Below are 20,681 nucleotides of genomic sequence, written 5' to 3'. Positions count from 1 at the left end.
GCGCATGGCAAGCACTATTCAAGCCTTCAAACCCTTCAACACCGGCCGATGGGTCGTCTGGACGCTGTATGCGCTGCTGCTGGTTGCCGCACCGCTGCTGTTCAAAAGCAGCCTGTCGCTGACCCTGCTGTCGCAGGCCGGCTACCTGGTCATCATCTGCCTGAGCTACAACATCTTGCTGGGGCAGGGCGGCATGCTGAGTTTTGGCCATGCGGTGTATGCCGGGCTGGGGTCGTTCCTGGCGATTCATGCGATGAACCTGGCGGCGAGCGGCCGCTTTTATATTCCGCTTTCCTTGATCCCGCTGGTCGGCGGCCTGTCGGGGCTGTTCTTTGCCGCCTTGCTGGGCTATGTCACCACCAGGAAAGCCGGCACCACCTTTGCCATGATCACCCTGGGCGTGGGCGAGCTGGTGTTTGCCATGTCGCTGATGTTCCCGGAATTTTTTGGCGGCGAAGGCGGCATCACCACCAACCGCGCCTACGGCAAGCCGCTGTGGGGCATCACCTTCGGCCCGCAGATCCAGGTGTATTACCTGATCGCGGCCTACTGCTTTGCCTGCACCGCCGCCATGTTCGCCTTCACCGGCACGCCGCTAGGCCGCATGTTGAACGCCGTGCGCGACAACCCCGAGCGCGTCGAGTTCATCGGCTACAACACCCAGCGCGTGCGCTACCACGCCTTCATCATCGCCGGCTTTTTTGCCGGCATCGGCGGCGGGCTGGCGGCCATCAATTCGGAAATCGTGACGGCCGAAGTGGTCAGCAGCGTGCGTTCGGGCAGCCTGCTGCTGTTCACCTTCCTGGGCGGCGCGACCTTCTTTTTCGGCCCCATCGTCGGCGCTGTCCTGATGGTGCTGGCGCTGGTTTGGCTGTCGGAGCTGTCGATGGCCTGGCTGCTGTATGTCGGGCTGATGTTTTTGTTCATGGTGATGCATGCGCCCGGCGGCATTGCCAGCCTGATCGTGATGAACCTGCGCGTGGCAGCGTTCGGCAAGCTCGGGCGCTTGTGGCCGGGCTACCTGGCGCTGGCCTTGACTGCGTTCGCCGCACTTATGGGTGCTGCCGCCATGGTCGAGATGGTCTATCACCAGCAACTCAACGCCGCCGTCGGGCCGGAACTGAAGTTCATGGGCCTGACGCTCAATGCCATCGAGCCCGGCACCTGGCTGGGGGCTGGAATTGTTTTCCTGACCGGCCTGGGGCTGTTCGAGTTGGCGCGCCGCAGGTTCGTTGTGCAGTGGAGCCGTGTGCAGGATGAAATCGAAACCGAGATCAAGCGCCGGGAGTTGCTATGAAAATTGACACCGTACCCCGCGCCGGCTATGCGCTGGAGCTTAAAAAGCTTCGCAAAAGCTTCGGCAAGACCGAAATCATTCGCGGCGCCAACCTGGCCGTCAACCCGGGCGAGCGGGTGGCCATCATCGGGCCGAACGGCGCCGGCAAATCGACGCTGTTCAACCTGATCAGCGGGCGCTTCGAGCCCAGCAGCGGCGACGTGCTGCTGAACGGCGAGCGCATCAACGGCAAGAAGCCGTTCGAGATCAACCGGCTCGGCCTGTCGCGCAGTTTCCAGATCACCAACATCTTCCCCAAGCTCAGCGTGTTTGAAAACCTGCGCTGCGGCGTGCTCTGGAGCCTGGGCTACAAGTACACCTTTTTGAAGTTCCTGGCCAACCTGCATGACGCCAATGCGCGCGCCGATGAACTGATGGCGATGATCAAGCTCGACAGGAAGCGCGACGTGCTGGCCACCCACCTGACCTACGCCGAACAGCGCGCGCTGGAAATCGGCATCACGATTGCAGGCGGCGCCAGCGTGATCCTGCTGGACGAGCCGACGGCCGGAATGAGCCGCTCCGAAACCAGCCGCTTCATCAGCCTGATCAAGGAAGTCACGGTGGGCAAGACGCTGCTCACGGTCGAGCATGACATGGGCGTGGTGTTTGGCCTGGCAGACAGGATTGCCGTCCTCGTCTATGGGGAAGTGATTGCCTGCGATGTTCCCGAAGCGGTGCGCGCCGACCCGCGCGTGCAGGAGGCGTATCTGGGCTTGCCGGTGGCGGATGCGCAAGGACAGGGACGCTGACATGCTGAAACTCATCAACCTTCACGCCTATTACGGCAAAAGCCACGTCCTGCACGGCGTTTCGTTTGAAGTCCGGCCCGGCGAAATCGTCGCCTTGCTGGGCCGCAACGGATCGGGCCGCTCGACCACCGCCAAGGCCATCATGGGGCTGGTCGAGTGCAGGGGCTCCATCCTCTGGAAAAATGCGGAAATCGTTGGCAAGAAGGCCTACCAGATTGCCCACCTCGGCCTCGGCTACGTGCCTGAAAACCGCGACATTTTTCCCACGCTGACCGTGCGCCAGAACCTGCTGCTCGGCCAGAAGGGCTCGGGCAAAGGGTCGCGCTGGTCGTTCAATGACATGTACACCTTGTTCCCCAGTCTGCGCGAGCGCCAGCACCTGGAGGCTGGCGTGCTGTCAGGCGGCGAGCAGCAGATGCTCACGCTGTGCCGAACCCTGATGGGCGACCCGGACCTCATCATCATTGACGAGCCGACCGAAGGGCTGGCGCCCAAGATCGTCGAGATGGTCGGGCAGTACCTGCAAACCCTCAAGGCCAGGGGCATCTCGGTGCTGCTGATCGAGCAAAAGCTGACGATTGCCATGGCGATTTCCGACCGGGTTCTGGTCATGGGCCACGGCAGCATCGTGTTCGATGGCACGCCCGACAGCCTGCGCGCCGATGCTGGCATCCGAAAAGAGTGGCTGGAGGTGTAAAAGGCTGGCGCTGTTGTCACCGCTGGGACAAACCCGCCGCAAAACCCGGGTAAACCCGAATCAGGGAAGCTTTGCGCCGTCATAAACCCTCCCTACAATATAAAAAAGAACGGTCGTACTATTTTTGCCGGTAGTTGCCTGCGCCTGCCACGGTGCTGATTGCCGCCCGATGCTTCACCACTGACATTTCAATCAAGGAAAGACAATCGCAATGACAACCCTCTACGAAGTCCACGGCTCGGTGGCGCTGATCACCCTGAGCAATCCGCCGGTCAACGGCCTGGGTTACGCCACCCGCCTGAGCCTTACCGACAACCTGCAACAAGCCAACGACGACGATGCCGTCAAGTCCATCGTCATCACCGGCGCGGGCAAGGCGTTTTCGGGCGGCGCCGACATCAACGAGTTCGGCTCGCTCAAGGCGGTTCAGGAGCCCAACCTGCTCAGCGTAATTTTGGCGGTTGAAAACTCGTCCAAGCCGGTGGTGGCCGCGATGCATTCGGTCTGCATGGGCGGCGGACTCGAATTGGCGCTGGGTTGCCACTACCGCATCGCCGCGCCGGGCTGCAGCGTGGCGCTGCCTGAAGTCAAGCTCGGCCTGCTGCCGGGCGCGGGCGGCACCCAGCGCCTGCCGCGCGCGCTGGGCGTGGAGCCGGCGCTGAACATGATCGTCAGCGGCGAGCCGGTCAAGAGCGAATTGCTGGCGCAAATCCCCGGCCAGAAGCTGTTTGACCGGATGGCGTCTTCGGCGGAAACGCTGGCCGACGAGGCGTTTGCCTTCGCGCAGGCGATTGCCGATACCCGCCCCTTGCCGCTGGTCCGCAACCTGCCGTGCAAGCACCGCAACGGCGATGCGTACTTTCAATTTGCCCGCAACATGGTCAAGGGCATGGCGAAGAATTTCCCGGCGCCACTCAGGTGCGTCGATGCCGTCGAAGCGGCGACCCAGCAGAAATTCGACGAAGGCATGCGGCTGGAGCGCGAGTTGTTCACCAACCTGATGTTTACGCCTGAAAGCCGCGCGCTGCGGCACATCTTCATGGCCGAGCGTGCAGCATCAAAAATACCGGATGTGCCCGCAGATACTGCGCAGCGCGCTATTAATTCAATAGCTGTCATCGGCGCCGGCACCATGGGCGGCGGCATCGCCATGAATTTCCTCAACGCCGGCATTCCGGTCAAGATGCTGGAGATGAAGCCCGAAGCGCTGGACCGGGGCATCGCCACGATTCGCAAGAACTACGAATCCCAGGTCAAGAAGGGCAAGCTGAAGGCCGACAAATACGAGCAGCGCATGGGCCTGCTCAGCACCACGCTGAGCTACGACGACCTCAAGGATGCCGACATGGTCATCGAAGCCGTGTTCGAGGACATGGGCGTGAAGGAAACAGTCTTCAAGGAACTCGACCGCGTGATGAAGCCCGGCGCGATTCTGGCGTCCAACACCTCGACGCTCGATCTGAACAAGATCGCCTCGTTTACCCAGCGCCCCGAAGACGTGGTCGGCCTGCATTTCTTCAGCCCGGCCAACATCATGAAGCTGCTTGAAGTGGTGCGCGGCGACAAGACCGCCAAGGATGTGATGGCCACGGTAATGGCGCTGGCCAAGAAAATCCGCAAGACGGCGGTGGTGTCGGGCGTATGCGACGGCTTCATCGGCAACCGCATGATCGAGCAGTATGGCCGCCAGGGCGGCTTTTTGCTTGACGAGGGCTGCACGCCCGAACAGGTGGACAAGGCCATCGAGAAATTCGGCTTTGCCATGGGGCCGTTCCGCATGGGCGACCTGGCCGGCAACGACATCGGCTGGGCCATCCGCAAGCGCCGCTACCAGGAAAAGCCGGACATGAAATACAGCAAGACCGCTGATCTGCTGTGCGAGAAGGGCCGCTTCGGCCAGAAGACCGGCGCCGGCTGGTACGACTACGTGGCCGGCAAGCGCGATGCGATTCCGAACCAGGATGTCGTCAAGATGATCGAGGAACACCGCGCCTCATTGGGCATCACGCCGCGCAAGATTTCGGACGAGGAAATCGTCCAGCGGCTGGTGTATTCGCTGGTCAACGAGGGCGCGCACATCCTGGAGGAGGGCATTGCATCCAAGGCCAGCGACATCGACATGGTGTATTTGATGGGCTACGGTTTCCCGATTTACCGGGGTGGCCCGATGCTGTATGCCGACCAGGTCGGCCTGTTCAACGTGGTGCAGGCGATGAAGCGCTTTGCGAAAAATCCGCTCGACGACGCCAATTTCTGGAAGCCCGCGCCGCTGCTGGCCCGGCTCGCTGCCGAAGGCAAGACCTTCAACTGACCAGCGCCCACCCCGTCAAGCCCCCCTAATTCGGAGATTTTCATGACCTCAGCTGTAATCGTTTCCACCGCCCGCACCCCTCTGGCCAAGAGCTGGAAGGGCGCTTTCAACATGACGCACGGCGCCACCCTGGGCGGCCATGCGGTGCAGCACGCCCTTTCCCGGGCCGGCATCGACGCCGCCGAAGTCGATGATGTCATCATCGGCTGCGCCACGCCCGAAGGCGCGACCGGCGCCAACATCGCGCGGCAGATCGCCCTGCGCGCCAGTTGCCCCGTCACCGTCTCGGGCATGACCGTCAACCGCTTTTGCTCGTCCGGCCTGCAGGCGATTGCCCTGGCATCGCAGCGCATCATTGCCGGCGAAGCCGACATTTACGTCGCCGGCGGTGTCGAAAGCATTTCCTGCGTGCAGCAGGAGATGAACACCCACATGCTGCGCGAGGACTGGCTCGCCAAAAACAAGCCCGAGATTTACTGGAACATGCTGCAAACCGCCGAGCAGGTCGCCAAGCGCTACGAAATCAGCCGCGAACGCATGGACGAATACGGCGCGGCCAGCCAGCAAAAAGCCATCGCCGCGCTGGCTGCCGGCCTGTTCGAGGCCGAGATCGCACCGATCACCGTCACCATGGGCGTTGCTGATCCGGTGATGGGCTTGATGACCAAACAGGTCACGGTTAGCCAGGACGAAGGCATCCGCGCCGGAACGACGAAGGAAGGCATCAGCGGCCTGCGCTCGGCCTTGCCGGGCGGCCTGATCTCGGCCGGCAATGCCAGCCAGTTTTCGGACGGTGGCGGCGCGGTGGTGGTGATGGATGAAAAAGTCGCCGAGCGCAAAGGCCTCAAGCCGCTGGGACGCTTCCTGGGTTTTGCCGTCGCCGGCTGCGAACCCGATGAAATGGGCATCGGCCCGGTCTTCGCTATTCCCAAGGTGCTCGCCAAGCTGGGCCTGACGGTGGGGGACATCGACCTGTGGGAACTCAACGAAGCCTTTGCCGTGCAGGTGCTGTACTGCGCCGACAAGCTGGGCATTCCGATGGACCGCCTCAATGTCAATGGCGGAGCGATTGCGGTCGGCCACCCTTACGGCGTCACCGGCCAGCGCCTGACCGGCCATGCGCTGATCGAAGGCAAGCGGCGCGGCGCCAAGCGCGTCTGCGTGACCATGTGCATAGGCGGCGGCATGGGCGCTGCGGGTATTTTCGAAGTGTTGTAAAACCGGGTATTCACACACGCCACACAGGCCAGTCATGCCAACTCTTTGTAGGGACCGGACCCGCGCCGACTTGCCGCAAGAGGCGTCTTGATGGCTTTGTTCAAGCCATCGACGGGAACGGTTTCCAGCAAATTCGTGGCGCGCCTGGAAGCCGTCATCTGGATTTTGATTTATGGTGGCCTGCTGGCGTTGATTTTGGGCCTGTGGGCCGCGCCGATGGACGACGACACCGGCTGGTCGCTGATGGCGGGCGGTGGGCTGGCGGCGGTCTTGGGTGTGGTCCTGATCTATGTCCGCTCGCGAATCAACACCGAACCCTGAACAAATTAAAAGGAAACTTTCGATGACCCGTACCATCCAGCAACTGTTCGACCTCAAGGGCCGGACCGCACTCGTCACCGGCGGCTCGCGCGGCTTGGGCCTGCAACTGGCGCAGGCGCTGGGCGAGGCCGGCGCCCGGGTCATGCTCAGCTCGCGCAAGGCTGAAGACCTGGTCGAGTCCGCTGGCGTGTTGAAAGCCGCCGGCATCGACGTGGACTGGATTGCCGCCGACTGCGCCAGGGAGGACGACATCCGCGCCCTGGCCGACGAAACCATCAGGCGCTTCGGCCATGTGGACATCCTGGTCAACAACGCCGGCGCCGCCTGGGGCGCGCCGGCCGAAGACCATCCGGTCGAAGCCTGGGACAAGGTAATGAGTCTCAATGTGCGCGGCTACTTCATCTTGTCGCAGCACATTGCCAGGCACAGCATGATCCCGCGCAAGTCGGGCCGCATCATCAACGTGGCGTCGATTGCCGGGCTGGGCGGCAATCCGCGCGGCATGAACACCATCGCCTACAACACCTCCAAGGGCGCGGTGGTCAATTTCACCCGTGCGCTGGCGTGCGAATGGGGCGTGAACAACATCACGGTCAACGCCATTTGCCCGGGATTTTTCCCGAGCAGGATGACGGTCGGCACGCTCAAGGCCATGGGCGAGGAACAACTCGCCGCCCACGCGCCGCTGGGCCGACTGGGCGATGACGAAGACCTCAAGGGCCTGTGCGTGCTGTACGCGTCGGATGCGGGCAAGCACATCACCGGCCAGTGGCTGGCGGTCGATGGCGGCGTGTCGGTCGTTACCGGAGGCTGATCAGCGATGAACTTCGGCGCAGAAATTCCTTTCGTCCACCACCTCGGCTTTACGCTGGAATTGTTTGAGGGCGGCGAGTCGGCCATTGGCTACACGCCGCTGCCCGAGCACCTCAATTCGTTTTCCGTCACGCACGGCGGCGCCTGCATGACGCTGCTCGACGTGGCCATGGCCGTGGCCGCGCGCAGCGTGCAAAAGGACATGGGCGTGGTCACCATCGAGATGAAAACCAGCTTCATGCGGCCCGCGCCCGGCGATGGCAGCCCGCTCACGGCCAGGGGCCGGCTGATGCACCGCACCAAGTCGCTGGCGTTTACCGAGGCCACGATTTACGATGCCCAAGGCCAGGCCTGCGCCCACTCGACCGGGACCTTCAAGTACGTCAGGCGAAAGGCGAGCGAAGCGGGGAATGCGCCCGATTCGCCCGTCAGGCCGATTTCAACCGACTGAAACCCATTTTTATGCATCAAAAAAGGATTTTGCGCACGCAGTACATGCATCAATAGCTATCAATTAAATAGCAAAATAGCCATTTAAAGCGTCCACCTGATCCAAGGAGATTCCCATGCCCGCCAATCAGCAGTTCCTGCTCGACAACCGGCCCGCCGGCGAAGCCGTCGCCAGCAATTTCAGGCTCGTCAGCAGCGAAACGCCCCCCTTGCAGGATGGCCAGGTGCTGGTGCGCCACCATTATTTGAGCCTGGACCCGTACATGCGCGGCCGCATGAACGACTCCAAAAGCTACACCGCACCGCAGCCGCTGGGCCAGGTGATGCTGGGCGGCACCGTTGGCGAAGTGGTTGAAAGCCGCTCGCCCAAATTCCAGCCCGGCGACAAGGTGGTCAGCGTGGGCGGCTGGCAGCTCTACGGCGTGGTGAACGCCGACGAGCCCGGCGCGCTGCGCAAGGTCGATACCTCCCATGTGCCGCTGTCCTACTACCTGGGCGCCGTCGGCATGCCCGGCGTCACGGCCTGGTACGGCCTGGTGAAGCTCATCGAGCCCAAGGCGGGCGAAACCATGGTCGTGAGTGCCGCGACGGGCGCCGTCGGCAGTGCCTTCGCGGCCCTGGCCAAGGCGCGCGGCTGCCGCACGGTCGGCATTGCCGGCGGTCCGGACAAATGCCGTTACGCGGTGGAAGAACTCGGCTTTGACGCCTGCATCGACTACAAGCTGCACCAGGATGCGGCGTCGCTGTCCAAGGCGCTCAAAGCAGCCTGTCCCGACGGCATTAACGGCTACTTTGAAAACGTCGGCGGCATGGTGCTCGATGCGGTGCTGCCGCGCATGAACGCGTTTGGCCGGATCGCAGTGTGCGGCATGATTGCCGGCTACGACGGCAAGCCCATGCCGCTGACCTACCCGGCGCTGATTCTGACCAGCCGGCTCAAGGTGCAGGGCTTCATCGTCACTGAACACCTGGAGGTCTGGCCCGAAGCGCTGAAGGAACTCGCCGCGCTGGTGGCCACGGGCAAGCTGCACCCCCGGGAATCGGTGGCGGAGGGCCTTGAAGCCGCCCCTGAAGCCTTTTTGGGCCTGCTCAAGGGCAAGAACTTCGGCAAGCAACTGGTCAAGCTCATTTAACTTCTGAACCCGGGAGGCGGCCATGGACATCACCCATGAAGTCTTCAACCAGCCCGAACCGCTGGTTAATTACAACCTGTTCGAGGGCAACCGTGCTTTGCGCGATGCCCTGAAGTTCAACGCGCCGGGGCTGAGCACTGCTGGACTCCTGCAACTGGGCGCCCGGCTGGGCACGGCCGACATGCAAACGCATGCCCGGCTGGCGAATGTGCATGCGCCCGAGCTGCACACCCATGACCGTTTCGGCCGGCGCATCGACCAGGTCGAATTCCACCCGAGCTACCACGCGCTGATGACCGAGGCCGTGGGCGCCGGGCTGCATGGCACGCCGTGGGCAAATCATCAAAGCCCTTCGCCGCATGTCGAACGCGCCGCCGGCTTCATGCTGTTCACCGAACTGGAGCCGTCCAGCCTGTGCCCGATTTCGATGACCTACGCCGTCACCCCGGCCTTGCGTGGCAATGCGGCGATTTACGCCGACTGGGCGCCCAAGCTCACCAGCCGGCAGTACGACCAGATGCTGAAAGTGTGGCGCGACAAGCCCGGCGTCACCATGGGCATGGGCATGACGGAAAAACAGGGCGGATCGGACGTGCGCGCCAACACCACGCGGGCCGTGCCCGACGGCATGGACGGCTGGGGCCAGCGCTTCGCCGTGACCGGCCACAAGTGGTTTTTTTCGGCCCCGATGTGCGACGCCTTCCTGATCCTGGCGCAGGCGCCTGCCGGCCTGTCCTGCCTGTTTTTGCCGCGCGTGCTGCCTGACGGGTCGCTCAACGTGATTCGCATCCAGCGCCTGAAGGACAAGCTCGGCAACAAGGCCAATGCCAGCGCCGAAGTCGAGTTCAGCGCCGCCAGCGCCTGGCTGGTGGGCGAAGAAGGCCGGGGCGTGCCGCAAATCCTGGCCATGGGCACCATGACGCGGCTCGACTGCGCCCTGGGCACCAGCGGGCTGATGCGGCAGGCGCTCAGCCTGGCCCTGAACCACACCGCCCAGCGCAGCGCGTTTGGCCAGCCCCTGATCAAGCAGCCGCTGATGCGCAACGTGCTGGCTGATCTTGCTATTGAAAGTGAAGCTGCCTGCGCTCTATCTATAAGGCTTGCAAGGTGTTTTGACCATCCAGATGATGCGCACGAGCAGGCCCTGTCGCGGCTGCTCACGCCGGTGGCCAAGTTCTGGATCTGCAAGCGCGGCAGCGCGTTTGCCCAGGAAGCCATGGAATGCCTGGGCGGCAACGGCTATGTGGAGGAGGGCGGCGAATGCATCATGGCGCGCATCTACCGCGAAATGCCGGTCAACTCGATCTGGGAAGGCGCGGGCAACATCATGGCGCTGGACCTGCTGCGCGCCCTGCGCAAGCAGGGCGCCGTGGCCGCGCTGGCGCAGGAACTGCGGGCTGCCAAGGGCGCGCATCCGGCGCTTGACCGGATGGCCGCCGCCCTGCCGGTCCGCCTGGAAGAAATGGCATCTGAACTGCAGGCCCGGCGCCTCGCGCAGGAGGTGGCGCTGGCCTTGCAGGCCGCGCTGCTCTGCCAGACCGCGCCCCGTGCGGTGGCTGACGCATTTTGCGATTCGCGCCTTGCCGGCCATTGGGGGCAGACCTTCGGCACGCTGGCTTCAAGCACTGATTTCGACCGCATCATTGAACGGGCCATGCCCCGGAAACTTTCATAATGCCAATGATTGCAATTCCCAGGAGCCTTTCATGACCACGCCTCCGACCCTGATTTTTCACCATTACCCGTCCTCGCCTTTTTCCGAAAAAATCCGGCTGATGCTGGGCTATAAGAATATTCCCTGGAAGTCAGTGGTCATCCCGATGGTCCATCCCAAGCCGGACCTTATTGCTCTCACGGGGGGCTACCGCAAGACGCCGGTGCTGCAGATCGGCGCCGACATCTATTGCGACACGGCGCTGATTGCCGATGTGCTGGAGCATATCCAGCCGCTGCCCATGCTCTATCCCGAACCCAGCAAGGGCATGGCGCGCATTCTGGCGCAATGGGCCGACACCACGCTGTTTCAGACCTCCATGGCCTACAACCTGCAGCCCCGCGGCCTGTCCCAGCTGTTCGAGCATGCGCCGCCCGAGGCTGCCCAGGCGTTTGTGCAAGACCGCAAGGCCATGAGCGCCGGCATGGCGCGCCAGCGCCCGCAGGATGCCACGGCAGCCTACCGGTCCTATTTGCGCCGCCTGTCGGACATGCTCGACGACCGGCCCTTCATCCTGGGCGACATGCCGTGCATCACCGACTTTGCGGTGTACCACCCGCTGTGGTTCACGCGGGTACGCACCTCGGTGCTGGCCGGCCTGCTGGACGCCACGCCGGCGGTGCTGGACTGGATGGACCGCATGGCCGCCATCGGTCACGGCGCGATGGAAAAGTCCAGCGCCCAGAAAGCCATTCAGGTCGCCGCCGCTTCGACGCCTGCGCCCTTGCATGACGATATTTTTCAGGACGAGCATGGCATTGCGCTGGGTAGCCAGGTCGTGATCAGTGCCGAAAGCTTTGGCCTGGAGCCTACCCGGGGCGAACTGGTGGCCGCCACCCGCATGCACTACACGCTGCGCCGCACCGACGAGCGCGCCGGCCTGGTGCATGTGCATTTCCCGCGCATCGGCTATTCGCTCAAACCCGGCGAGGCGGCATGAGCGGCATCGAATGGCGTTTCATGGCCTTTGATGAATTGACCGCCGCCCAGCTTTATGCCGTGCTGCGGCTGCGCAGCGAGGTTTTCGTGGTCGAGCAGGCTTGTCTCTTTCAGGACATGGACGGCGCGGACGCGCAGGCCCTGCATGTGCTGGGCAGCACGCAAGGCGCCCTGGTGGCCTATGCACGCTGCTTTGCCGCCGGCGTCAAGTTTCCCGAAGCCAGCATCGGCCGGATTGTCACCGCCCCTTCCGTGCGCGGCAGCGGCGCGGGCCATGCGCTGGTGGAACAAGCCATTGCCTGCCTGTCACGGCAATGGGGCGCACAAGCCATCAGGATTGGCGCGCAGGCCCGGCTGGAAAGTTTTTACGGCCAGCATGGCTTTGAAAACACCGGCCGGCCCTACCTGGAAGACGGGATTGCCCATCTGGAAATGCTGCGTGTTTAATTATTTGGCCCTGCGATCTTGTTGCATCGCCTTGGCTGCCAAGTCATTCGATCCCTGCAAGCCACCCGGCGCGGAAAGCACGACCGCAGTTTTTATCGCCTCTATCAACTGCTCCGACTGTGCCTTGACCTGTGTGCTAAAGGTGCCAAGACCCAGGGTCAGGAACAGGCAAACCAGCAGCGTCAGGCCGATTGAGAACCGCAGTCGCAGGCGACGCTTCAGGCGAACCCTGTAATCGCAATAATCGCGGTAGTCTCGGTTGCTCCAGTTGGCGCGGCGTTCAACGGTAAAAGGGAACATTGCAACATCTCCTCCAGGGGTTTGAATGGGTGATTCCATTTTTTAATTTAATGCGACATGCCGTTGCTTTCGCTAGCGTTCATTGTTGTCAAAGACGAACTTTTTACCAATCACTTTAAATGGTTACATGCCGGCAACCGTTGTAGATGAGGCGTCAATCTCATCTGTGCGAGGTAAAAAAGAAAATTATTGAGATTTTTGTGTATTTTTTAACGAATTACGAGTTTTGAAAAAAGTTAGTATTGCATTGAAAATTTAGTAACTTCAAGTAATTAGAGCAATTGGCTAGTAGATTTTTTCCGGGTTTTGCGTATCAATACGGCTCATGGTGTAAGCGTAAGAACTTAATAAGTAACAATTTTTCCAAGCAGACAGCACCCGACAGTCAGTAAGCTGTCATAGACATGTCTCACGCTCTGTGGTCTGATGGAAACAAAAGGTAAGGGACAAATCATGGAAATTCGTAACGAGTCACAAGCCGCCTCGGACTTTTTGATCAAGAATAATTCTGTGTCAACGAGCTACCACTTGGCGCCTCACAGTAGCCTGCCTTCCATGTGGCCTGGATTTCTCACGGGTCAGGCGGAACAACCCGTTCGTGTGTTGCTGATTGACGATGATCCGCACATGAGCCGTGTCATTGCCCATGAATTGCTGGCCGATTTGCGGATCAACCTGCTGGGGCAGGGCGGCAGTGTGCGGGAAGGCCGTCGCCTGATCAGCCAGAACGAGTTCGATGTGATGCTGGTTGACCTGAATCTGGGCGACGGCACGGGTTTTGCCCTGATCGAATACATGAAAACCGTGCGGCCCATGGCTGAGGCCATCGTCATCTCGGCCATGGAAGACGAGCAGCATGCCTTGCATGCGTTTGAACTCGGCGCCACGGGCTACCTGGTGAAAAACTCCTGGTTTGGCAACTTTCCACAAGCTGTTTTGCAGGTGGTCAATGGCGGAGCATCCATCACGCCCAACCTTGCGCGCCGGCTGCTCAACAAATTCGAGCAACCTCAAAACAATGTTCAAACCCTGCAGGAGAACAAAAACAAGGAAAAGCTGTCGGAGCGCGAAAAGCAAGTCCTCAAGCTGGTGGCTTCAGGCTACACCAGCACGGAAATCGGCTCACGGCTGATCATCAGCGGTCAAACCGTCAACACGCACATCAAGAACATCTACCGCAAGCTCAATGTTCGCACGCGTGCGCAAGCGGTAAGTTTTGCGGCCAGCCGAGGGCTTTTCTAAACAGCTTGAGCGTGGGGCTCAAGGCCTGAAGCGGGTTGTCCGGGGTTGTTTAAGGTTGGTGTCAAACTTGTCGCCTTTGGGTTGATGTTCTTGCGCGACCTGTTTCAAATTATCCAGTTCGCCAGCATGGCAACAGCTTGTCATTGCGTTCAAGGCGCTCGTATTTTTGCATTGTCGGTCTGCTTGCTGCCATTGGCGCACGCTGCGGTTTCAGACATCCAATGCCTTGATGGCATCGGCATCGAGCAGGTTGGTGGCCTGCATGCCCAGGGCGTGAGAACGCGCCTGACTTACGCTGTCGGCGCGACCCATGTGTCGGTGCTTCGTTCGCCAGAATTTTTCATGCTGACTCGTGAATTGGCTGAAGCGTTGTCCCGATAGGCTACAAGCCTACTAAAGTAGCTCCATTTTTTCAATTCCCTGATTGACGACTGCCATGCCGACTCATTTTTTATTCAAATTATTTTCCTCGGCATTGGTTGTCACCAGTGTGTTGTTGACCGGCTGCAACGATGCTCCAGGCACTGGCGCCACCGAAAAATCTGCAAAAACCGCTTCCGGGCCGGTTTCAATGGCTGCACTGGCTGCGCAAGCCATCGGCTTCACGGCTGGCTCACAGATGAGCGCGCGCACGGTGTATGTTTTCTTTGATGCCCAGTGCCCTCATTGCGGCGTGCTCTGGGAGGCGGCCAAACCGCTGAGGGCACAGGCGAAATTCGTCTGGATTCCGGTAGGCATCCTCAATGCATCCAGCACATCCCAGGGCGCCACCATTCTGGCCGCAGCAGATCCGGTGGCCGAGATGGACAAGCACGAAGCCTCCTTGCAGGCCGGGCAGGGCGGCATCAGCGCAGCAGCAAACATTGATGCGAACAAAGCATCCATTGCAAAGAACACCGAATTGATGACCAGCTTTGGATTTGCTTCCATTCCTGTGATTATTGGAACGAACGCCCAAACTGGAGCTTTGGTAACGCAGGAAGGCGCCATGCCCACAGCAGCGCTTGCGAAATTGCTGGGATTGCAAGCGCCTGCAAATTAACCCAGGCTGGATTCGAGCCAGGTTTCAGGGCTGCACACGAATTTTTTCTGATATTCGAACGGTATTGTGCTGACTATTTTTGATAAAAATAGCCTTTTGCGCAATACCAGTGGACATAGTTTGCTATTTAATTGGTAGCGTACTTCTGCCGTTTCTCCAAGCTGCGCTTAAAAAAGAACGCGGCTGCGAATGGTGCCTGGAACATTCGCCAGCTTGGCAAGGGCCATGTCGGAATGCGCCGCATCAATGTCGATCACCACATAACCAATGGCCTCATTGGTCTGCAGGTACTGCGAGGCAATGTTGATGTGGTTGTCGGAAAACACCCGGTTGATTTCCGACAGCACACCTGGCACGTTGCGGTGAATATGCAGCAGGCGGTGTTTGCCCGGATGGGCCGGCAAGGCCACTTCAGGAAAGTTGACGGAAGACGTCGAGGTGCCGTTGTCGCTGTACTTGACCAGTTTTTCAGCGACCTCGATGCCAATGTTCGCCTGCGCCTCCATTGTCGAGCCGCCAACATGCGGCGTCAAAATCACATTGTCCAGGCCGCGCAGGGGCGACTCGAACATCTCCTTGTTGCTTCGCGGTTCAACGGGGAACACATCAATCGCCGCACCCAGTAATTTTTTCTGGCGCAGGGCTTCGGCCAGCGGCTCAATCTCGACCACCGTGCCGCGCGAGGCATTGATCAGCACGCTGCCCGACTTCATTGACGCAATTTCTGCGGCGCCAATCATCCATTGGGTGCTTTGGGTTTCGGGGACATGCAAGGTGACCACGTCAGACTGCGCCAGCAAATCCTTCAGGCTGGCGACCTGCTGCGCATTGCCCAGGGGAAGCTTGGTAACCACATCAAAAAACACCACGCGCATGCCCAGTCCCTCGGCCAGCACCGAGAGCTGGGTTCCGATGGAGCCGTAACCAATGATGCCCAGTGTCTTGCCGCGAATCTCATAAGCGTTTTCGGCCGACTTAAGCCAGCCGCCCCGATGCGCCACGGCGCTTTTCTCGGGGATGCCGCGCAGCAGCAGAATCGCCTCGGCCAATACCAGTTCAGCAACGGAACGGGTATTGGAAAACGGCGCGTTGAACACGGCAATGCCGCGCTCGCGTGCCGCTTGCAGGTCCACCTGGTTGGTGCCAATGCAAAAGCAGCCGACAGCGGCAAGCTTTGAGGCGTGGGCAAACACTTCGGCGGTGAGTTGGGTACGCGAGCGGATGCCGACAAAATGCACGTCTGCAATCTTGCGCTTGAGTTCGTCGTCAGGCAAAGCGCCTGCCAAGCTTTCAATCTGGGTATAGCCAGCGGTCTTGAGCACATCAATGGCCGAAGGATGAATGCCTTCCAGGAGGAGGAATCTGATTTTGTTTTTGTCTGTTGATGTTTTGGTCATGAAGTTTTCCAGGTCAGTAATGGGTTCGGGCGCCAGTATGGATGAACGGGCAATCTCCGGGCGGGTTGCATGCGCTTGACCCTGATTGACTGTCGGTTTGCTTGTTGAAGCCGGAAAGAGCGAATGCCACAGGCCTTATTCGGAAGAATGAGAGGTGTCCTTTGACAACTTCCGCCATTCAAGAGTTCATGGGATCGGAGGAAAAACCTTCATAAAGAAGTGCTTGTGTCAAAAGCTTGAAAATTGACGCTATAATTTGAGGCTAGATTCCTCAATAGCTCAGTTGGTAGAGCGCCGGACTGTTAATCCGTAGGTCCCTGGTTCGAGCCCAGGTTGAGGAGCCAGATTAAGCCTTATGGGCAATGCAAAGCCTGCTATTTAAACAATAGCAGGCTTTTCTACTTTTAGACGCTGAATCAGCAGCCGCTCGGCGCGCGTGGCCACGACATACGCCGCGCGGTATTCGTCGTGGGTGACGTAGCGCTGGCGCTTGGTCTCGGGGTTGCGCATGATGCCGCTGAGCTGCATGCACGGGTTGACCATCAGGCCAGGCGCGTGTTTGAGCTGGTCGGGCACACCTATTCAGTACTGCTCGCTGGCGGTGTACCTGGGCCGCCTGGGCTGCTGCCTGGCGCTGGCCCTGCGCCCCGGCGTGCAGCACTCGGCGCGCAAGAAGTGAATACAACCTGCAGCGGGCGCTGCCCCCGAGTCAGGCTCTCCCGCCGCCTGCGCCAATGATGAGGTTGAACACTTCCCGCAGCAAGACCAGCTCGCTCATCGCACTTCCCCGCAATTCGCTGATCGGCTTGAATACGCCGCCGAACGCTTCGATAGCGGCTTTTGGCGCATCCAGGGTGGTGAAGCGCAGCAGGTGGATGCGTACCGGGCCGGTTTCCGTTTGTGCCCAATGGTTGAACTCGTTGACATGCACCAGTTCATCAGGGTTCAGGCCGCAGCGCTTGACCACGGCTTGCTTGACGGCATCGCCCGCATATTCAGGGCTGATATCGACCGGCGCCGGCATCGGGGACGCGGAGGTGGGCAGGGCTTCGGGCCAGAGCAGTGTCTTGCCCCAGCGCGGGAACACCAGTGCCGTGCTGTAACTGTCGAAATGCGTGAGGATCACGCGGTTGTGGGCCAGAATGTCGTGTGTAGTCATGTTCAATTCCTTGGGGCAACGGTAGATGTCGTTTTGAGGTTAAAAGTCCGCCAGGCTGCCAAATAAGCGTCGCCGGCGGGCATGTGGATGCCGGGCGTCATGTAGAACTTGTAGCGCTTGTAGGACTTCAGGGTCATGCAGCCTTGCCCAAGCAAGATGCGTGACAGCACCGCCAGTGGCGTGAATCCAGCGGCGCGAACGGCTCGCGCCGGATGCAATAGCATGGGGAAGTCAACTTTATGCTGACAAATTTTCGCGCTTGGCGCGTATCTGACGAATGGCTGTCTTCAATCATGCCCGCCACACAAACACATGGGAATTTGAGGTGTCGCTATTCAAAAAGATAGCAGGGGGCTTTCTGTTTCAACAGTAAAGTGGCACAATCCCAGTTGTTTCTGAAGGTCCTTCCTTGCCACAGTCGCATCCGCTAATCGGTTCAGCCGTGTTGCGGAAGGTTAATTAACCAGCTTTAACCAGCTAATGTTTCCCAAAGGGAAACGGAGGTCAGCGGATATGAGTTCAAACTCGCAGTCACCTGCGTCTGTCTATACAGCCTACCAAGGCAATACCTATCTTTTCGGCGGCAATGCGCCCTATGTCGAAGAGATGTATGAAAATTACCTCGCCAATCCCGGCAGCGTCACCGACAGCTGGCGTGAGTATTTCGACGCACTCCAGCATGTCGCAGCAACGGACGGCAGCAATGCCAAAGACGTTCCGCATTTGCCCGTCGTCAATGCCTTTGCCGAGCGTGCCAAGCAGGGTCAAACCAAAGTCGTGGTCGCCAGCGGCGCGGACTCTGAAATGGGCCGCAAGCGCACATCCGTCCAGCAACTGATCGCCGCTTATCGCAACGTCGGCGCACGCTGGGCCGATCTTGATCCGCTCAAGCGCGCCGAACGGGACAATATTCCTGAACTGGATCCGTCTTTTTACGGTTTCACCGATGCCGACCAGGAGATCGTGTTCAACACCAGCAACACTTTCTTCGGCAAGGAAACCATGAGCCTGCGCGAGCTGCTCAATGCGCTGCGCGAAACTTATTGCGGCACGATAGGCGCCGAATACATGTACGCCACCGACCAGAACCAGAAGCGCTGGTGGCAGCAAAAGCTCGAAAGCATTCGCAGCAAACCCAATCTATCCAAGGAAAAGAAGCTTCATCTTCTGGACCGTCTCTCGGCGGCCGAAGGTCTTGAGCGCTTTTTGCACACCAAGTACGTGGGGCAAAAGCGTTTCTCGCTCGAAGGCGGCGAAAGCTTCATTGCCAGCATGGACGAGCTGATCCAGCGCGGCGGCGAAATCGGCGTGCAGGAAATCGTGATTGGCATGGCGCACCGGGGCCGCCTGAATGTACTGGTCAACTCCCTGGGCAAAGTGCCTGCCAACCTGTTTGCCGAGTTCGACCATACAGCGCCTGAAGACTTGCCAAGCGGCGACGTGAAATACCACCAGGGTTTCAGCTCCGACGTGACAACTCCCGGCGGTCCGGTTCACCTGTCGCTGGCGTTCAATCCGTCGCACCTTGAAATTGTGAACCCGGTGGTCGAGGGCTCTGTTCGTGCCCGCATGGACCGCCGTGCCGACCCCAAAGGCCTGCAGGTGTTGCCCGTGCTGGTGCATGGCGATGCTGCGTTTGCCGGGCAGGGCGTGGTCATGGAAACACTGGCACTGGCTGAAACCCGTGGTTATTCCACGGGCGGCACGGTCCACCTTGTGATCAACAACCAGATCGGCTTTACCACCAGCGATCCGCGCGACAGCCGTTCCACGCTGTATTGCACCGACGTCGTCAAGATGATTGAAGCGCCCGTGCTGCACGTCAACGGCGATGACCCGGAAGCCGTTGTGCTGGCCACCCAGCTGGCGCTTGAGTTCCGCATGGAATTCCAGAAAGATGTCGTGGTTGACATCATCTGCTTTCGCAAACTAGGCCACAACGAGCAGGACACCCCAGCGCTGACCCAGCCGCTGATGTACAAAAAGATTGCGCAGCATCCCGGCACACGCCGCCTCTACGCCGACAAGCTGACGGCGCAAGGCTTTGGCGAAACACTGGGCGACGACATGGTCAAGGCCACGCGCGCCGCACTGGATGCCGGCAAGAGCACGTTTGACCCGGTCCTGACCAATTTCAAGAGCAAGTACGCAGTGGACTGGAGCCCCTACGTCGGCAAGAAGTGGACCGATGCAGGCGACACCGCCATTCCCATGGCCGAGTGGAAACGTCTGGCCACCAAAATCACGACCATTCCTGCAACCGTCACGCCGCACAACCTGGTCAAGAAAGTGTATGACGACCGCGCAGCCATGGGACGTGGCGACATTCCGGTGGACTGGGGCATGGGCGAGCACATGGCTTTTGCATCCCTGGTGGCCAGCGGCTATCCGGTGCGCCTGTCAGGCGAAGATTGCGGACGCGGAACTTTCACGCACCGCCATTCCGTGATCCATGACCAGAGCCGTGAAAAATGGGATACGGGCACTTACGTGCCGCTGCAGAACGTGGCTGACAATCAGGCTCCGTTTGTTGTCATCGACTCGATCCTCTCGGAAGAAGCCGTGCTGGCCTTTGAGTATGGCTACGCGTCCAACGATCCAAGCACCATGGTGATCTGGGAAGCCCAGTTCGGCGATTTTGCCAATGGCGCTCAAGTGGTGATTGACCAGTTCATTGCGTCTGGTGAAGTCAAATGGGGCCGTGTCAACGGTATCACCCTGATGCTGCCGCACGGCTATGAGGGCCAGGGTCCAGAACACAGTTCGGCACGCCTGGAGCGTTTCATGCAGCTGTCGGCCGATGCCAACATGCAGGTGGTCCAGCCGACCACCGCCAGCCAGATTTTCCATGTGCTGCGCCGCCAGATGGTACGCAACCTGCGCAAGCCGCTGATCATCATGACGCCGAAGTCGCTGCTGCGTAACAAGGACGCGACTTCGCCGCTGTCCGAGTTCACCAAGGGCGCTTTTCAGACCGTCATTCCCGAGAACAAGGAAGAGATCATCAAAAAGGCCGACAAGGTCAGGCGGATCGTGGCCTGTTCCGGCAAGGTGTATTACGACCTGGTCAAGAAGCGTGAGGAGAAAGGCATTGATGATGTCGTGATCCTTCGTGTCGAGCAGCTCTACCCCTTCCCGCACAAGGCTTTTGCCGCCGAGTTGAAAAAATACCCCAATGCCGCCGACATCGTGTGGTGCCAAGATGAGCCGCAAAACCAGGGAGCCTGGTTCTTTGTGCAGCACTACATCCACGAGAACATGCTTGATGGCCAAAAACTGGGCTATTCGGGACGCGCAGCGTCGGCTTCTCCAGCCGTCGGTTATTCGCATCTGCATCAGGAGCAGCAAAAGGCGCTGGTGGACGGCGCATTTTCCAAGTTGAAGGGTTTTATCCTGACCAAATAAGGGTC

At 60.1% G+C, this 20,681-nt stretch carries 21 protein-coding genes and 1 tRNA gene; 17 read left to right on the top strand and 5 right to left on the bottom strand.

Features of this window, described 5'->3' with window-relative positions; all coding sequences use genetic code 11:
- Positions 1 to 4: 4 nt before the first annotated feature.
- The 12 genes from ABLV49_RS11205 to ABLV49_RS11150 all read left to right on the top strand — a co-directional run bounded on the left by ABLV49_RS11205 (position 5) and on the right by ABLV49_RS11150 (position 12,131).
- On the top strand, positions 5 to 1,297 hold the full coding sequence (locus ABLV49_RS11205) for a branched-chain amino acid ABC transporter permease (RefSeq protein ID WP_349276490.1): 1,293 nt from the start codon (positions 5 to 7) through the stop codon (positions 1,295 to 1,297).
- On the top strand, positions 1,294 to 2,088 hold the full coding sequence (locus ABLV49_RS11200; protein ID WP_349276489.1) for an ABC transporter ATP-binding protein: 795 nt from the start codon (positions 1,294 to 1,296) through the stop codon (positions 2,086 to 2,088). The genes ABLV49_RS11205 and ABLV49_RS11200 overlap by 4 nt, the downstream gene beginning before the upstream one ends.
- A 1-nt stretch (position 2,089) precedes the next feature.
- Positions 2,090 to 2,785 carry an ABC transporter ATP-binding protein gene (locus ABLV49_RS11195; protein ID WP_349276488.1) on the top strand — a complete coding sequence of 232 codons (696 nt, stop codon included), beginning with the start codon at positions 2,090 to 2,092 and terminating at the stop codon, positions 2,783 to 2,785.
- A gap of 211 nt (positions 2,786 to 2,996) precedes the next feature.
- Positions 2,997 to 5,096 (top strand): 3-hydroxyacyl-CoA dehydrogenase NAD-binding domain-containing protein, encoded by a 2,100-nt coding sequence (locus ABLV49_RS11190; RefSeq protein WP_349276487.1) that lies wholly within the window; start codon positions 2,997 to 2,999, stop codon positions 5,094 to 5,096.
- Between the two features lie 42 nt (positions 5,097 to 5,138).
- Positions 5,139 to 6,314, top strand: a complete 1,176-nt coding sequence (locus ABLV49_RS11185; protein WP_349276486.1) for an acetyl-CoA C-acyltransferase — start codon at positions 5,139 to 5,141, stop codon at positions 6,312 to 6,314.
- 90 nt (positions 6,315 to 6,404) lie between these two features.
- Complete coding sequence (locus ABLV49_RS11180; protein WP_349276485.1) at positions 6,405 to 6,635, top strand: hypothetical protein; 231 nt, start codon at positions 6,405 to 6,407, stop codon at positions 6,633 to 6,635.
- 22 nt (positions 6,636 to 6,657) lie between these two features.
- Positions 6,658 to 7,449, top strand: coding sequence for an SDR family oxidoreductase (locus ABLV49_RS11175; RefSeq protein ID WP_349276484.1), 792 nt, complete (start codon positions 6,658 to 6,660; stop codon positions 7,447 to 7,449).
- Positions 7,450 to 7,455: 6 nt separating this feature from the next.
- Positions 7,456 to 7,899 (top strand): PaaI family thioesterase, encoded by a 444-nt coding sequence (locus ABLV49_RS11170; RefSeq protein ID WP_349276483.1) that lies wholly within the window; start codon positions 7,456 to 7,458, stop codon positions 7,897 to 7,899.
- A 115-nt stretch (positions 7,900 to 8,014) separates the two neighbouring features.
- Positions 8,015 to 9,031, top strand: a complete 1,017-nt coding sequence (locus ABLV49_RS11165) for an NADP-dependent oxidoreductase (RefSeq protein ID WP_349276482.1) — start codon at positions 8,015 to 8,017, stop codon at positions 9,029 to 9,031.
- Positions 9,032 to 9,053: 22 nt separating this feature from the next.
- On the top strand, positions 9,054 to 10,706 hold the full coding sequence (locus ABLV49_RS11160) for an isovaleryl-CoA dehydrogenase (RefSeq protein ID WP_349276481.1): 1,653 nt from the start codon (positions 9,054 to 9,056) through the stop codon (positions 10,704 to 10,706).
- Between the two features lie 31 nt (positions 10,707 to 10,737).
- Positions 10,738 to 11,685: a glutathione S-transferase family protein gene (locus ABLV49_RS11155; RefSeq protein WP_349276480.1), complete on the top strand. Its 948-nt coding sequence runs from the start codon at positions 10,738 to 10,740 to the stop codon at positions 11,683 to 11,685.
- On the top strand, positions 11,682 to 12,131 hold the full coding sequence (locus ABLV49_RS11150; protein WP_349276479.1) for a GNAT family N-acetyltransferase: 450 nt from the start codon (positions 11,682 to 11,684) through the stop codon (positions 12,129 to 12,131). The genes ABLV49_RS11155 and ABLV49_RS11150 overlap by 4 nt, the downstream gene beginning before the upstream one ends.
- On the opposite strand, the gene ABLV49_RS11145 is transcribed toward ABLV49_RS11150, so the two are convergent.
- Entirely contained in the window at positions 12,132 to 12,431 is a 300-nt protein-coding gene (locus ABLV49_RS11145; protein ID WP_011801241.1) for a hypothetical protein, read from the bottom strand. It abuts the gene before it with no gap.
- A gap of 555 nt (positions 12,432 to 12,986) precedes the next feature.
- Between ABLV49_RS11145 and ABLV49_RS11140 the strand changes: the two genes are divergently transcribed.
- The 3 genes from ABLV49_RS11140 to ABLV49_RS11130 all read left to right on the top strand — a co-directional run bounded on the left by ABLV49_RS11140 (position 12,987) and on the right by ABLV49_RS11130 (position 14,715).
- Entirely contained in the window at positions 12,987 to 13,673 is a 687-nt protein-coding gene (locus ABLV49_RS11140) for a response regulator transcription factor (RefSeq protein ID WP_232290803.1), read from the top strand.
- Positions 13,674 to 13,757: 84 nt separating this feature from the next.
- Entirely contained in the window at positions 13,758 to 14,054 is a 297-nt protein-coding gene (locus ABLV49_RS11135; protein WP_349276478.1) for a hypothetical protein, read from the top strand.
- A gap of 55 nt (positions 14,055 to 14,109) precedes the next feature.
- Entirely contained in the window at positions 14,110 to 14,715 is a 606-nt protein-coding gene (locus ABLV49_RS11130) for a thioredoxin fold domain-containing protein (protein WP_349276477.1), read from the top strand.
- Positions 14,716 to 14,882: 167 nt separating this feature from the next.
- Here the strand turns inward: ABLV49_RS11130 and serA are convergent, their stop codons facing one another.
- Positions 14,883 to 16,112 (bottom strand): phosphoglycerate dehydrogenase, encoded by a 1,230-nt coding sequence (gene serA / locus ABLV49_RS11125; RefSeq protein WP_349276476.1) that lies wholly within the window; start codon positions 16,110 to 16,112, stop codon positions 14,883 to 14,885.
- Between the two features lie 268 nt (positions 16,113 to 16,380).
- On the opposite strand from serA, the gene ABLV49_RS11120 reads away from it, so the two are divergent.
- A tRNA-Asn gene (locus ABLV49_RS11120) sits at positions 16,381 to 16,456 on the top strand.
- Positions 16,457 to 16,490: 34 nt separating this feature from the next.
- Here the strand turns inward: ABLV49_RS11120 and ABLV49_RS11115 are convergent.
- The 3 genes from ABLV49_RS11115 to ABLV49_RS11105 all read right to left on the bottom strand — a co-directional run bounded on the left by ABLV49_RS11115 (position 16,491) and on the right by ABLV49_RS11105 (position 17,495).
- The gene (locus ABLV49_RS11115) at positions 16,491 to 16,655 is read right to left on the bottom strand and encodes a hypothetical protein (protein ID WP_349276475.1); all 165 of its coding nucleotides are present in this window, start codon (positions 16,653 to 16,655) and stop codon (positions 16,491 to 16,493) included.
- 166 nt (positions 16,656 to 16,821) lie between these two features.
- Positions 16,822 to 17,271: a hypothetical protein gene (locus ABLV49_RS11110; protein ID WP_349276474.1), complete on the bottom strand. Its 450-nt coding sequence runs from the start codon at positions 17,269 to 17,271 to the stop codon at positions 16,822 to 16,824.
- A gap of 2 nt (positions 17,272 to 17,273) precedes the next feature.
- Positions 17,274 to 17,495 carry a hypothetical protein gene (locus ABLV49_RS11105; protein WP_349276473.1) on the bottom strand — a complete coding sequence of 74 codons (222 nt, stop codon included), beginning with the start codon at positions 17,493 to 17,495 and terminating at the stop codon, positions 17,274 to 17,276.
- Between the two features lie 289 nt (positions 17,496 to 17,784).
- Here ABLV49_RS11105 and ABLV49_RS11100 point away from each other — a divergent pair, with 289 nt between their 5' ends.
- A complete protein-coding gene (locus ABLV49_RS11100) occupies positions 17,785 to 20,676 on the top strand; it encodes a 2-oxoglutarate dehydrogenase E1 component (protein ID WP_349276472.1) in 2,892 nt (963 codons plus the stop codon).
- Positions 20,677 to 20,681 lie beyond the last annotated feature (5 nt).

Origin of the sequence: Polaromonas hydrogenivorans, assembly GCF_040105105.1 — a bacterium.
Lineage (GTDB): Bacteria > Pseudomonadota > Gammaproteobacteria > Burkholderiales > Burkholderiaceae_C > Polaromonas > Polaromonas hydrogenivorans.
The sequence above is the reverse complement of the archived record's forward strand: the minus strand, read 5'-3'. Positions and strand labels throughout refer to the sequence as shown.

Bases quoted from the DNA above. Each gene is read 5' to 3' on its own strand.
- ABLV49_RS11205 (WP_349276490.1), top strand. From the start codon at position 5: ATGGCAAGCACTATTCAAGCCTTCAAACCCTTCAACACCGGCCGATGG.
- ABLV49_RS11200 (WP_349276489.1), top strand. From the start codon at position 1,294: ATGAAAATTGACACCGTACCCCGCGCCGGCTATGCGCTGGAGCTTAAA.
- ABLV49_RS11195 (WP_349276488.1), top strand. From the start codon at position 2,090: ATGCTGAAACTCATCAACCTTCACGCCTATTACGGCAAAAGCCACGTC.
- ABLV49_RS11190 (WP_349276487.1), top strand. From the start codon at position 2,997: ATGACAACCCTCTACGAAGTCCACGGCTCGGTGGCGCTGATCACCCTG.
- ABLV49_RS11185 (WP_349276486.1), top strand. From the start codon at position 5,139: ATGACCTCAGCTGTAATCGTTTCCACCGCCCGCACCCCTCTGGCCAAG.
- ABLV49_RS11180 (WP_349276485.1), top strand. From the start codon at position 6,405: ATGGCTTTGTTCAAGCCATCGACGGGAACGGTTTCCAGCAAATTCGTG.
- ABLV49_RS11175 (WP_349276484.1), top strand. From the start codon at position 6,658: ATGACCCGTACCATCCAGCAACTGTTCGACCTCAAGGGCCGGACCGCA.
- ABLV49_RS11170 (WP_349276483.1), top strand. From the start codon at position 7,456: ATGAACTTCGGCGCAGAAATTCCTTTCGTCCACCACCTCGGCTTTACG.
- ABLV49_RS11165 (WP_349276482.1), top strand. From the start codon at position 8,015: ATGCCCGCCAATCAGCAGTTCCTGCTCGACAACCGGCCCGCCGGCGAA.
- ABLV49_RS11160 (WP_349276481.1), top strand. From the start codon at position 9,054: ATGGACATCACCCATGAAGTCTTCAACCAGCCCGAACCGCTGGTTAAT.
- ABLV49_RS11155 (WP_349276480.1), top strand. From the start codon at position 10,738: ATGACCACGCCTCCGACCCTGATTTTTCACCATTACCCGTCCTCGCCT.
- ABLV49_RS11150 (WP_349276479.1), top strand. From the start codon at position 11,682: ATGAGCGGCATCGAATGGCGTTTCATGGCCTTTGATGAATTGACCGCC.
- ABLV49_RS11145 (WP_011801241.1), bottom strand. From the start codon at position 12,431: ATGTTCCCTTTTACCGTTGAACGCCGCGCCAACTGGAGCAACCGAGAC.
- ABLV49_RS11140 (WP_232290803.1), top strand. From the start codon at position 12,987: ATGTGGCCTGGATTTCTCACGGGTCAGGCGGAACAACCCGTTCGTGTG.
- ABLV49_RS11135 (WP_349276478.1), top strand. From the start codon at position 13,758: ATGTTCTTGCGCGACCTGTTTCAAATTATCCAGTTCGCCAGCATGGCA.
- ABLV49_RS11130 (WP_349276477.1), top strand. From the start codon at position 14,110: ATGCCGACTCATTTTTTATTCAAATTATTTTCCTCGGCATTGGTTGTC.
- serA (WP_349276476.1), bottom strand. From the start codon at position 16,112: ATGACCAAAACATCAACAGACAAAAACAAAATCAGATTCCTCCTCCTG.
- ABLV49_RS11115 (WP_349276475.1), bottom strand. From the start codon at position 16,655: ATGGTCAACCCGTGCATGCAGCTCAGCGGCATCATGCGCAACCCCGAG.
- ABLV49_RS11110 (WP_349276474.1), bottom strand. From the start codon at position 17,271: ATGACTACACACGACATTCTGGCCCACAACCGCGTGATCCTCACGCAT.
- ABLV49_RS11105 (WP_349276473.1), bottom strand. From the start codon at position 17,495: ATGCTATTGCATCCGGCGCGAGCCGTTCGCGCCGCTGGATTCACGCCA.
- ABLV49_RS11100 (WP_349276472.1), top strand. From the start codon at position 17,785: ATGAGTTCAAACTCGCAGTCACCTGCGTCTGTCTATACAGCCTACCAA.